At 41.9% G+C, this 13,231-nt stretch carries 11 protein-coding genes; 1 reads left to right on the forward strand and 10 read right to left on the reverse strand.

Annotated features, from left to right (window positions below; all coding sequences use genetic code 11):
• Positions 1-3: 3 nt before the first annotated feature.
• Positions 4-1,245 carry a flavodoxin-dependent (E)-4-hydroxy-3-methylbut-2-enyl-diphosphate synthase gene (gene ispG, locus GGR10_RS02940; RefSeq protein WP_182479831.1) on the reverse strand — a complete coding sequence of 414 codons (1,242 nt, stop codon included), beginning with the start codon at positions 1,243-1,245 and terminating at the stop codon, positions 4-6.
• A 275-nt stretch (positions 1,246-1,520) separates the two neighbouring features.
• On the opposite strand from ispG, the gene GGR10_RS02945 reads away from it, so the two are divergent.
• Positions 1,521-1,811, forward strand: coding sequence for a hypothetical protein (locus GGR10_RS02945; protein WP_182479833.1), 291 nt, complete (start codon positions 1,521-1,523; stop codon positions 1,809-1,811).
• A 193-nt stretch (positions 1,812-2,004) separates the two neighbouring features.
• On the opposite strand, the gene GGR10_RS02950 is transcribed toward GGR10_RS02945, so the two are convergent.
• The 9 genes from GGR10_RS02950 to GGR10_RS02990 all read right to left on the reverse strand — a co-directional run bounded on the left by GGR10_RS02950 (position 2,005) and on the right by GGR10_RS02990 (position 12,979).
• Positions 2,005-2,988 (reverse strand): HlyD family secretion protein, encoded by a 984-nt coding sequence (locus tag GGR10_RS02950; RefSeq protein WP_182479834.1) that lies wholly within the window; start codon positions 2,986-2,988, stop codon positions 2,005-2,007.
• Positions 2,985-4,661 (reverse strand): MFS transporter, encoded by a 1,677-nt coding sequence (locus GGR10_RS02955; protein WP_182479836.1) that lies wholly within the window; start codon positions 4,659-4,661, stop codon positions 2,985-2,987. The genes GGR10_RS02950 and GGR10_RS02955 overlap by 4 nt, the downstream gene beginning before the upstream one ends.
• A gap of 22 nt (positions 4,662-4,683) precedes the next feature.
• The gene (gene atpC / locus GGR10_RS02960) at positions 4,684-5,100 is read right to left on the reverse strand and encodes an ATP synthase F1 subunit epsilon (RefSeq protein WP_182479837.1); all 417 of its coding nucleotides are present in this window, start codon (positions 5,098-5,100) and stop codon (positions 4,684-4,686) included.
• 92 nt (positions 5,101-5,192) lie between these two features.
• Complete coding sequence (gene atpD / locus GGR10_RS02965) at positions 5,193-6,803, reverse strand: F0F1 ATP synthase subunit beta (protein WP_182479838.1); 1,611 nt, start codon at positions 6,801-6,803, stop codon at positions 5,193-5,195.
• 19 nt (positions 6,804-6,822) lie between these two features.
• On the reverse strand, positions 6,823-7,734 hold the full coding sequence (locus GGR10_RS02970) for a F0F1 ATP synthase subunit gamma (RefSeq protein ID WP_182479839.1): 912 nt from the start codon (positions 7,732-7,734) through the stop codon (positions 6,823-6,825).
• A 24-nt stretch (positions 7,735-7,758) separates the two neighbouring features.
• Positions 7,759-9,288 carry a F0F1 ATP synthase subunit alpha gene (gene atpA, locus GGR10_RS02975; protein ID WP_182479841.1) on the reverse strand — a complete coding sequence of 510 codons (1,530 nt, stop codon included), beginning with the start codon at positions 9,286-9,288 and terminating at the stop codon, positions 7,759-7,761.
• A complete protein-coding gene (locus GGR10_RS02980; RefSeq protein ID WP_010704368.1) occupies positions 9,288-9,872 on the reverse strand; it encodes a F0F1 ATP synthase subunit delta in 585 nt (194 codons plus the stop codon). The genes atpA and GGR10_RS02980 overlap by 1 nt, the downstream gene beginning before the upstream one ends.
• Positions 9,873-10,057: 185 nt before the next feature.
• Complete coding sequence (locus GGR10_RS02985) at positions 10,058-10,705, reverse strand: hypothetical protein (protein ID WP_182479843.1); 648 nt, start codon at positions 10,703-10,705, stop codon at positions 10,058-10,060.
• Between the two features lie 72 nt (positions 10,706-10,777).
• On the reverse strand, positions 10,778-12,979 hold the full coding sequence (locus GGR10_RS02990) for a primosomal protein N' (protein ID WP_182479845.1): 2,202 nt from the start codon (positions 12,977-12,979) through the stop codon (positions 10,778-10,780).
• Positions 12,980-13,231: the final 252 nt, after the last annotated feature.

Genomic DNA, 13,231 nt, shown 5'->3' on the forward strand with positions numbered 1-13,231 from the left:
TGTCTAGTTCTGCCCAAAACGCGTGTGGATATAATCACCCAATATGCCTTCAAACTCTTCAGCAATATTGGGTCCACGCAAAACCTTTACCTTTTTGCCCTCAATAAAAACCGGTGCTGCTGGTTGTTCACCTGTTCCAGGCAGAGAAATGCCAATATCAGCATGTTTTGATTCCCCCGGCCCATTGACAATACACCCCATAACAGCCACCCTCAAACCTTCAACCCCAGGATATTTTTGACGCCAAACTGGCATATTCTTGCATAAATCAGCCTCAATTTTTTGCGCCAATGTCTGAAAAACCGTTGAAGTCGTACGCCCACACCCAGGACACGCAGCAACCACAGGCATAAACTGGCGAAATCCCATAACCTGCAAAAGCTCTTGGCACACCTTCACCTCTTGGGTCCTATCACCTCCCGGCTCAGGTGTGAGTGAAATACGAATGGTATCACCAATCCCTTGCTGTAACAAAATTCCCAAAGCCACTGAAGAAGCAACAATCCCCTTTGTCCCCATTCCCGCCTCTGTTAAACCCAAATGAAGTGCATGATCACAACGCTTTGCTAAAAGGCCATACACAGCAATTAAATCTTGTACATCACTCACTTTAGCCGAAAGAATAATTTGATCACGCCCCAATCCCAACTCCTCAGCAAAAAAAGCTGAATGCAATGCCGACTGAACCACAGACTCCCGCATCACTTCAACAGTTGACAAAGGCTTTTCTTGCTTTGCATTTTCATCCATAAGCCGGGTTAATAACCCCTCATCAAGTGACCCCCAATTTACTCCAATACGTATGGGTTTATGATAACGGCAAGCCATTTCAATAATTTCACTAAACTGCTGATCCTTTTTTGAACCAAAACCAACATTTCCAGGATTAATCCGATATTTTGAAAGAGCCTCAGCACATGCCGGGTGGGCTGCTAAAAGTTTGTGCCCAATATAATGAAAATCCCCCACCAACGGCACAAAAATACCTAACCGCTCCAATCGTTCACGTATTTTAGGGACAGCCGCTGCCGCTTCATCCCGATCAACAGTTACCCGTACCAATTGCGAACCTGCACGCCAAAGAGCACTAATTTGCATAACCGTCGCATCAATATCGGCAGTATCTGTATTCGTCATAGACTGGACAACAATCGGGTTATCACCACCAACAATCACATCACCAACTTTTACTCCAACAGATCGGCGACGCTCTAAAGGCTTAGATAAATAATATGGTGCGCTCATCAACTCCCCAATTTTTAAAAATCCACTTTATCTTTTTTCATCACACAAGTCATCATTATACGACCACAATACTACCCGTATCATAGAATAATTCGAACAAATAAATGAGTCAAAAATTGACTTAAAACAAGCCAATACTCGCGCAATGATCAACATAAACCAACAAGTAAGCGTTTTTCTCATGCAACTTTTCAATTTTCAAGTCGTTTAACAAGTCAGTCTTTCAACAAAATTCTAATTTAAAAGATGCTAAAACAATACGAAGGAGTCAACCTATGTGCACATTTCAGCCCCCCTGTTGCAGAGATACTAAAATTAAAAAACATATAGCACAATTAAAAGATGAATTGGTAACAATCAGCCGTTGGCGTCATGATAACAATACTTCAAATATCATTTTTGACCTCTTTGACACATGGAAACAAAAAGGCCGTCACGCTCTTTATCGCATTAACAATCACACTGAAGATCTGAAAAAAAAAGCAAAAGAAAACCCTAAAACAACAATCGTACTTATCACCGGTATTGTTCTAGCAAGCTGCCTGTTGACGCGTAAAATCAAATAACCAGCTCCTCTAAAGCCCGCCCAAAAAGCGGGCATCCCCCTTCTCCAAATCCTAAAAATAACTTACACCCCATATACCAGAACGCAAATATTATAAACCCAACAACATCCTCTACTATCAGCAACCATTTGCTATAAATAAGCAATATAAAAATCAAACCCAAAATAAATATCCTTTAGCCTTTTTAAATATGTCACGAAGTATCCACATATGTAACCACTGACATACCAGGAATAAGTCGCTCAGCCCCTATTTGCCCAGGATCTAAAGCAATACGAACTGAAATACGTTGTGCAATTTTAGTAAAATTTCCAATCGCAGTGTTTGTCTTCAATAATGAAAACTCCGAACCTGTCGCAGGAGCAAAACGTACTACACGACCTGTTAACTTTTGATTATTTAGGGCATCAACAAAAAAAACAACAGGTTGTCCAACGCGCATATGAGCAAGCTGTGTTTCTTTATAATTAGCAACAATCCAAATATCATCAGAAATAACAGCCACCAATTGCGTTCCAGGTAAAACATATTGCCCAACCCGCGCGCCAACAAGCCCAACTTGCCCAGCACAAGGAGAGACAATTTTGGTATGTGCCAAATTAAGCTCTGCCAATTCAACCCCTACCTTTGCCCCAGCAACATCTGACTGTAAACTTTGCCGTTCAAGATCCAATTGCTTTTGTAATCGGCGTTTTACTTCAAGTGCTGCTAATAATTGTGAAAGAGAAGAAGGTGGACGCAAAGTCTCATCAGTCCTTAAATTCTTCATTTCAGAAGTAATATTCGATAGCTTTTGTAAATGGGCCAATTCTGACTCTGCCGCATCAATTTCCTCCTGCAAAAGCTGAGTTTGTAGTAAAACACTTGCAAGCTTTGCATTCTTTGAATCAAAAATCGCTTGCGCTTGAGAAAGTTGTTGCCGAAAAAGAGTATCATCCAGTTCAAATAAAACAGTTCCCTTTTCAACTCTTTGATAATCTTGAATATAAATTTGTGTAACTACACCAGAAATCTGTGGGCTTACTAAAGTGACATCCCCCTTAACTGAAGCATTATCGGTTATTTGAATAGTGCTTACAAATGGTGGAAGCTTCCAAGCCCATAAAATTAATAAAATTCCCACAACTCCTGATATAAATGCAACAATTGTCGCTTTCGACCGCAATGCCCTTATCATCTTTTTTCACTTTTCTTCACTAAAACTGCCTTATCTTTCCAGTTCGGCTCCACAAGAATAAAAGGGCGCAATTGATAAATAATTTTGACAAGAAAAACAATTAATACAACCGCTGCAATATAAAAATAAAGCCGAAAAACATCATCATAAGCCAAAATATTTGCTGTCAACTTTAACTGCCCAATCAGATCAGACATGAACTGCCCACTCCCAATATTGCTAGGACTTAAAGCATTATAAGAAGACGATAATAAGGCATTTATCTCTTTTAAAATAAGAGGATCTGTAATAACAATTTCTTGCCTTAAACACTCAAAATGCTTATAGGCGAAAATAAATTGCAAACTCCCAAAAAAAGCTGCACTCATTAACCCTCCTGTTACCTGAGTTAGCAGAAAAATAGCAATAAAGCTTAAAACATAACTGGGGCCTCGTGCATTTGCTCTCACAAACCCATTAAATAAAGCTGGGGGTAAAAAAAGTGCATAGCCAAAACCTATCAAACCTTGACTCAACATCAGATCCTCTGGGCGCGTTAAGTGATTTACATAACTATCTAAATAAGAACCAAGCGCCAAACAGCTTAAAGACATAAAATAAAAATAGTCTTCACGGCCAGCGCGTAAAAAACAAACACAAATCCCGCCCCCTAAAAGCGTCCCAATGGTAACGGCAAAATACATTGGCGCCATATCACCATTTAACAAACCAAAAAGACCAAAAAAATCTGCTGCTAAAGTCGATTGCTCTGATAAAAGAATCCTAAAGACTAGCAATACCAAAACAACTTGCACCATTTCCTTACTAAAAAGCCAGCGTAAATCAATTAACGGGTGTTCTCTATTCAATTCAAAAATGGTTGCAATCACTAACGACAAAATTGCAAGAGCAAGCCCCCACCCAATCCACGGTGCCTCATGCCACCAGTAAAGCTTACCAACAGACATAATCATTGCATTTAAACCAAGCCCAAATGCAATCAAACTATAACTTACCCAATCGAACTTTCTAATCACCTTGTTGCATGCAACAGGTGTAAGCGGAAGAGAAAAAATACACCCCAAACTAATTAAAACAAGCCCCATCTCCATTGCCGAAAGACTAGAAAAACCCCCATTATTTTCCAGTAAATAAGGTGAAATCAAACGCGATAAAGGAACCGCTAAAGCTGCATTCATATAATTTAAACTAAGGCCAATTGTGAATTTTTTCTCCGGCGCAAAAGCCTCCAACATATATAAAAAAGCTAATGAAGCCATTGGTGCTGCAGTAATACCAGCAAAAAAACGAATAATCAGAGCTGAATGCAAATCTGTAACAAATAATTGCAAAATACAGACAAAAACAAATCCAAGGATCGATAATTCAGCAAAAGAACGCAACCCAAATTGATAACGAATTTTAATCAACATAATCGCAACACTGACATTGGGCGCCATATAAGCAGCAACCAACCATGTCGTTTCAGTAAGTGTCGCACGAAAATTACCAGAAAGTTGAAGAATGTTGGATTGAACCATATTCGCCCCTAAGCCATAAGCCCATTGCAAAATAAAAGAGGCAAAAATATAAACGAAACATTTCGGTAAAGGCCCTGCAAAAATAGGACCCGACTGGGGAAGATCCCCTTCACTTTCTTCAGCAGACATAATCGCGCTTTTTTTGCCGTTCATGTCTGCACTCCCTACATTCGCGCTACACCGCTGTTAACACACCGCCAACAGTCGTCAGTTGATGCAAAAATTCCTCCACCGGATCATTGGCCCCACCATTTAAACCCTCTTCTAACGCTGCACGAACTTTCAAAATCCGCTGTTCAAGTTCATCAAAAGAAAGATGATCAACAGCAACAACAGCCTCAGCCAAAAGAGAACATCTTGAAGGTGTAATGTCCGCAACCCCTCCACAAAGAGCAAACAATTTTTCACCTGAAGATGATAAAACGCGAATACTTCCTGGCATAAGGCGAACCATTAAAGGCGCGTGATTGGCCATAACTGTCAAATAGCCTGAAGCTGAGGGAAGAACAATCGATACCACTTCATCTGAAAAAATAAGTTTCTCAGGCGATATAAGCTCAAACAAAAAACGCTTTGCTCTATTGTTTTCCACAGCAACCTCTTGTCATTCCTACAACAAATATCCCTTACACAATTCCTCTGACATCCGTCATAGTAATTTCTTTATTTACCACAAAACTCCTTTTATGAAGAAGTTTCTGCCATTAAACGCTTGCCCTTTTCAATTGCTTCATCAATTGAACCAACCATATAAAAAGCCGCCTCTGGTAAATCATCATAATCACCAGCACAAAGACCTTTAAACCCCTTGATGGTGTCTTGTAAAGGCACAAGCTTCCCAGGAGAACCAGTAAAAACTTCAGCCACATGGAAAGGTTGTGAAAGGAAACGCTCAATTTTACGTGCCCGCCCTACCAAAGCCTTATCTTCTTCAGAAAGCTCATCCATTCCAAGGATAGCAATAATATCTTGCAAAGATTTATAACGCTGCAAAATCGTTTGAACTTGACAAGCAACAGCATAATGCTCCTCACCAACCACCATTGGATCCAACATGCGTGAAGAAGAATCGAGCGGATCCACCGCTGGATAAATACCTTTTTCAGCAATCGCACGAGAAAGAACTGTTGTTGCATCCAAGTGCGCAAAAGATGTTGCAGGTGCCGGATCAGTCAAATCATCAGCAGGAACATAAATAGCCTGAACAGACGTAATAGAACCTGTTTTAGTACTGGTAATACGTTCTTGCAAAGCTCCCATCTCTGTTGCCAAAGTTGGCTGATACCCCACAGCAGAAGGAATACGCCCTAAAAGAGCCGAAACTTCTGAACCTGCCTGTGTAAAACGGAACATATTATCCACAAAGAAAAGAACATCTTGACCTTCATCGCGAAAACTTTCCGCAACCGTCAAACCTGAAAGCGCAACACGTGCACGTGCTCCTGGTGGTTCATTCATCTGCCCATAAACAAGTGCACATTTTGACCCAGCAGCAGAACCCTTATTGTCTTTAGGGTTCACATTCACACGACTTTCGATCATTTCATAATAAAGGTCATTACCCTCACGTGTACGCTCCCCCACACCTGCAAACACAGAATAACCACCATGCGCCTTTGCAACATTGTTGATTAATTCCATAATCAACACGGTTTTACCAACACCAGCACCACCAAACAAACCAATTTTACCACCCTTGGCATAAGGCGCTAAAAGATCAACAACTTTAATACCCGTAACAAGAATCTCTGATTCCGTTGATTGTTCAACATATTCAGGAGCTTCTTGGTGAATTGAACGCGTTTTAGTCGCAACAATCGGACCAGCATTATCAACAGGCTCCCCAACCACATTCATAATACGCCCAAGTGTGGCCTCTCCAACAGGAACGCAAATTTGTGTTCCTGTATCAAAAACCTTTTGCCCGCGCACAAGACCATCTGTTGTGTCCATCGCAATGGTACGAACCGTGTTCTCACCCAAATGTTGCGCCACTTCCAAAACCAGCCGGTTGCCCATATTCTCAGTTTCTAATGCATTAAGAATATTGGGCAATTCTCCCTCAAACTGCACATCAACAACAGCCCCAATCACCTGCCTAATCTCACCAACTGATCCCTTACCACGAACAGGCTTAGAAGCACTAACAGATTTAGAAGAAGTGCGCGTAAGATTACCAGAACTCTTAGAACTCCCTTGAGACTTCGAGGCGGCTTTTTTTACGCCTGAACGAGCGGCTGATTTCTTTTCTTCAGCTTTTGGTGCTCCCTTTTTTGACGTCACTGCTTTTACCATCAATCCCTACCTTCTCAATTTAAAGCGCTTCAGCGCCCGCAATAATTTCAACTAACTCTGTGGTAATCTGCGCCTGACGCTGACGATTATAAGTCACTGTCAATTTATTAATCATCTCACCGGCATTGCGCGATGCATTATCCATAGCACTCATCTTTGCACCCATTTCACCAGCGACATTTTCAAGCAAAGCACGAAAAATTTGCGCAGAAAGATTACGTAAAACAAGTGTCTCTAGAAGAGAAGCTGCATCAGGCTCATAACTATAAACGGCCGATTGCAAAGCTTCCCCTTTATCCCCCTTCTTACCAACACCAACTTTTTCAACACAACATTCTTGAACAACAAATGGAATCAAACCCAAAGCTGTTGGGCGCTGATTAATCACAGAAACAAATTCAGAGTAAAAAAGTGTGCATACATCAAAAGCACCCTCATTGAATAAATCAACAATGCGCTCACCAATTCTTTTTGCATCTTCAAAACCTATAGATTTTACACAACGCAAATCAATATGGTCAATCATCAGAGCCTTAAAATCACGGCGCAAAATATCAGCACCTTTTTTACCCACAGTTAAAATTTTAACTTCTTTACCCTTAGAGAGAAGAGTGTGAATATGCTCACGTGCACAACGAGCAATATGCGTATTAAAAGCACCACACAAACCACGCTCAGCCGTGCAAACCACCAAAAGATGCACATTATCCAGGCCGCTACCACGCATTAAAAGCGGTGCATCAACCCCATCAACATTAGCGCTAACATTTGCCAAAACATGAGCCATACGCTGAGCATAAGGGCGCGCAGCCTCAGCCGCCTCTTGTGCACGGTGCAATTTTGTGGCTGCAACCATTTGCATGGCTTTAGTAATCTTTTGCGTTGCCTTAACCGAGGCGATACGGTCTCTTAAAGTCTTCAGCGATGCCATCCAAACATTCCATCAATCCGTGTTTTAAGAAAAATTCTTCTTGTAAGCATCAAGAATATCAACCAATTTACTCTTCAGAGCATCTGTAAGTTGCTTTTGATCACCAATCGCATCCAAAAGATCTGGATAATCTCTACGTAAAAGCGCCAACAGCCCCTGCTCAAATCGGCTAACATCACAAACAGCCAATGAATCAAGGTAACCATTCACACCAGCAAAAATCACAACAACCTGCTCTTGTATTTTAAGTGGTGAAAATTGCTTTTGCTTTAAAAGCTCAACCAAACGAGCACCACGATTTAAAAGACGTTGTGTTGATGCATCTAAATCTGAACCAAACTGCGCAAAAGCTGCCATTTCACGATATTGCGCTAATTCACCCTTAATCGAGCCTGCAACTTGTTTCATCGCCTTAATTTGCGCAGCAGAACCAACACGTGACACAGAAAGACCAACATTAATAGCAGGGCGTATTCCCTGATAAAATAAATTGGTTTCTAGAAAGATCTGACCATCTGTAATCGAAATAACATTCGTTGGAATATAAGCAGAAACGTCATTGGCTTGTGTCTCAATCACCGGCAAAGCAGTCAAAGACCCACTCCCATGATCAGCATTAAGCTTTGCAGCCCGCTCTAAAAGACGAGAGTGAAGGTAAAAAACATCTCCCGGGTAGGCTTCACGACCAGGCGGGCGACGAAGCAAAAGAGACATCTGGCGGTAAGCTACAGCCTGTTTTGAAAGATCATCATAACCAATCAAAGCATGCTGACCATTATCGCGGAAATATTCCCCCATAGCACAACCAGCAAGTGGGGCAATAAACTGCATCGGCGCCGGATCAGAAGCTGTAGCCGCCACAATAATTGAATAGTCAAGTGCCCCACGTTCTTCCAAAACTTTAACAAATTGCGCAACCGTTGAACGCTTTTGACCAATAGCCACATAAATACAATAAACTTTATCGTGCTCAGCACCCTTTTCATGGAAAGGCTTTTGGTTCAAAAACGCATCAAGCAAAATTGCCGTTTTACCTGTTTGACGATCACCAATCACCAATTCACGCTGACCACGTCCAATGGGAACTAACGCATCAATAGCCTTCAACCCTGTCACCATCGGCTCATGCACGGACTGACGCGGAATAATACCAGGGGCTTTCACATCCACTCTGCGACGATGCGGTGTCTGAATCGGCCCTTTTCCATCAAGCGGGTTACCCAATGCATCCACAACACGTCCGAGCAAAGCTGGCCCCACGGGGACATCAATAATAGACCCAAGTCGTTTAACACAATCACCCTCACGAATATCACGATCTGACCCAAAAATCACAACCCCGACATTATCCACTTCCAAATTAAGCGCCATACCGCGCACACCATTTGAAAAAGAAACCATTTCACCCGCCTGGACATTATCCAAACCATAAACGCGAGCGATACCATTACCTACAGACAAAACCCACCCAATTTCTGAAACTTCAGCTTTTTGGTCAAAGTTCTTGATTTGCTCTTTTAGGATTTTTGAAATTTCAGACGGTCTAATATCCATCAGCTGACCTCTTTTTTCAATGCAAGCTTAAGCGAAGACAATTTCCCCTCAAGAGAAGCATCAATCTGACATGACCCCAAGCGGACAATAAGCCCACCCAAAATCGTCGAATCGACAGACAAGCGTAGCGAAATTTTTCTCCCAACAACACCTTCCAAAGCCACGCGCAACTCCTCTTGTTGACGAACATCCAACGGATGTGCAGAAATAATATGTGCTGATGCTTCCCCACGAAATGAAGCAACACAACACTGAAAAGCACGTAAAATATCAGACAAAGCAAAAAGTCGACGATTTTCTACAATAACACGCAAAAAATTGCGCATAATTTGACCCGCCCCTTTGTCAGAAAACCTAAAACTCTCACAAATAGAATCAAGCGTTTGAACCTGTTCTTTTGTTGAAAAAAATGGGCTTTGTATTAAGCGCTTTAAATCTGTATTGTGATCCAAAATATCCAAAAAAGATGTAAATGCCTTTTCGAAATCTTTTACATAGCCTGCTTCTTGAACCAAATCAAAAAGCGCTTGCGCATAACGTCGGCTCGCTAATGGCAACGGCATACGAGAAAATGAATCCGACACGAAACCTCGCCTCTTTTCTTTTAGCGATTCTTTAATCTTGATCAAACAAAATGGATCAAATATCTCAAATTTTAAGAATCTTCTTCTTGAAATTCAGAATGAACAAATTTCTTCACTCCTAGCATAGACACAACCGACTCGCAACACCACAAAGCAATGCTTTTTGAAAATTTTAAATGAAATATTTACAATGCCCCTGAAAATTGCTCTTCTAATTCGCTATCAGGTCCACATTTTTCTCTCAACCCCTGTTTGATATCTTCAGACATATTTTTCAACTGATTCATATCTGCATCATGAAAAGTATCAAACACTAAAGCAGCAATATCAGCCCCAAACTTAGACAACAATATATCTATTTTTAAATTCTCATCTGTCAAAAAAGCTTCCACCACATCTGCAGAAAGGTTGAGTATATGAGCCTTTTCCATCAATTTGCGATGGGTGTGTAAATGCTCTAAAATTTGTGCTGTCATCACACCCTCCCTCTTTGTTCCATTAAGACTCAACTCTTTATTAAAAGCCATAATATTTTGCTCAAGCACCGTGTCATAAAAGGCTGCATATTGATAAATCAATTGGCGTGAATGCGCCACGGGAAAACCACAAAGAGACTGCATCGTTTGTTGTGGAGAAGTAATCATTGGTTGAAAAATTTTTTCGCTTTCTTTCATTAAGCGATAGGCAAAAACAAAAACTGTTGCATCAATGCTTTGCATTTCTTTTGTTTCATTGCTTTTAATCACATCTGTAACCGATGACAGGATAACCGATGAGTGTGCTCCCACTCCTCCTAAAAGCCAAGCGACAATAAAAACCACAAACCTCATCATTTTGTTCAAAACTATCCTCTCTCAAACAATATTTTTTAAAAACAAACGCATTTATTTTTATTGCTTTATTTTTTAAAGAAAACTTTGCGGATCAATATCAATTTGAACTTGAACTGAACCAGGTCTTTTGGGTGCATTTGCAATCATTGCACGAATAAACCCTTGCATATCAAACGAGCGCTGCCCATGCAGCAAAAGCCGAAAACGATATCGCCCGCGCACAAGTGCCAATTGTGCTTCTGCTGGCCCCATCAAGGAAACACCCTGCACTGTTGGCGCAACCCGGCGCAACGCACGTGCATAATTTTCTGCAGCTTTGCGCTCTTTTGAAGATACAATTAAAGATGCAAGCCGTCCATAAGGGGGTAAATGATAATGCTGACGCGTGGCAATCTCACGCGTATAAAAATTCTCGCGCTGTTGCGAAAGCAATGCTTGTATGACCGGATGATCTGGCTGATAAGTTTGCAACAATCCTAAACTTTCCAACCCCATACGCCCAGCCCTTCCTGTAACCTGCGACAAAAGCTGAAAAGTGCGTTCACTTGCCCGCAAATCACCATTAGCAAGACCAAGATCAGCATCAATCACCCCAACCAGAGAAAGACCAGGGAAATGATGCCCCTTAGCCACCAACTGTGTTCCAATAATAATATCTACATCCTTGTTTGTAATCGCTTCCAATTCCCGTCGTAACTGACCTATCCCACCTTTTAAATCCGTTGACAAAATCAGCAAACGTGCCTGTGGGAAAAGTTCGCGTGTTTCCTCTGCAATCCTTTCCACCCCCGGACCACAAGCAACAAGATGATCAAGCGTGCCACATTCAGGGCACGCCTCTGGAATAGGCTCGTGATAACCACAATGATGACATTTAAGTTGACCATACAAACGGTGTTCAACCAACCAACTTGAGCAATTGATACAATGAAAACGATGCCCACAAACCCGACACAGCGTTAAAGGTGCATAACCTCGCCTGTTGAGAAAAAGAAGAGCTTGCTCTCCTTTTTCTATAGTTTGTCTTAAAGCACGTTCAAGAACAGAAGAAATAAAGCGCCCCTTTTCTACCCCCCCTTTGCGCATATCCACCACTTGTAAGTGTGGCAGTGCAGCTGCTTGGAAACGCGATGATAAAGCAACCCGCTGATAACGCCCCCATAAAACATTAACCTGGCTTTCAATTGAAGGTGTAGCCGAAGATAAAATAATAGGGCACTTTTCAAAAGAACCCCGTGCAACAGCCATATCACGCGCATGATAAAAAACACGTTCTTCCTGTTTGTAAGAACCATCATGTTCTTCATCAACAACAATCAAACCAAGATCTTGAAATGGCAAAAAAAGTGCTGAACGCGCACCCGCAACAACTCGCACCTGCCCTTCTGCAACTTGCCTCCACACACGTTCGCGACGACGCGGTGTTAAATCTGAATGCCACTCAACCGCTGGTGTTCCAAAACGTGCATGAAACCGATCTAAAAACTGTTGTGTCAAAGCAATTTCTGGCAATAAAATCAAAACCTGCTTACCACATGTTAGTGCTTGAGCAACAGCCTCAAAATACACTTCCGTCTTACCTGCCCCAGTAACCCCATCAAGCAAAAAAACTTGAAATTGAGAAGACAAAACACCTTTGCGCAGAAGAGCTGCTGCCGATTTTTGCTCCTCTTCCAAAACAGGTACACAAAAATCAGGATCCGGCATTGCCACAAGTGGAAGAGCTGGCATCATCACTTCTTCAAAAACCCCAAGCCCCTTTAACCCCTCAACAACCGAGACAGAAGTCCCCGCTGCACGGGCAAGATCAGAGTGTGTCCACACCAGTCCCTCACGCGCCACCTCTAAAACTCGTGAACGCGCTGGTGTTAAACGGCCAACATCTCCCCCACAATAACGCAAACCTAAAGTCTGTGCTTCCGGCTCTAATGCTGTTGGCACACGCAAAACCAACCGTGCAACAAAGCCAAAAGGCGTCATTGTATAGTGACTGACAAAACGCAAAAACGCAATCATTTCAGCCTTTAGAGGTGGACAATCAAAAACATGCGTAATCAAGCGCAGCTTTTCACGCGCTATAGGAACAGCTCCCTGCCCCTCTTTATCATCTGTCTGCTCATCAACGGCCACCACAAAACCGCAAACCTCACGCCCCATTACAGGAACACGAACAAAAGACCCAATCTCCACCCCCATAGAAGGAGGAACCTCATAGCTATAAGCATGGGGAACAGGAAGTGGCACCAAAACCGAAACAATTTTTAGCTCTGTCACGTTTGATTTCCCCTTTTATACGAGCATTTCTTGGCATTGCATTGAGTTTAACAACTCTTAATCTCACCTTACTTATTATTCTTCCTTGTCGCTCCCCCACCCCATATCAACAATAATCAACCAATATTCCTTATTTATTCTCACTCCAATCAACCAGCCTTGCCACTTAAAAAACCTCTTAAGATCACCAACCTCACCACTTCACTTAAATCTCGCAAATCACACATCCCTTTATTTCTACCCCCCCTTTGC

Source organism: Bartonella chomelii (genome assembly GCF_014138465.1).
Lineage (GTDB): Bacteria > Pseudomonadota > Alphaproteobacteria > Rhizobiales > Rhizobiaceae > Bartonella > Bartonella schoenbuchensis.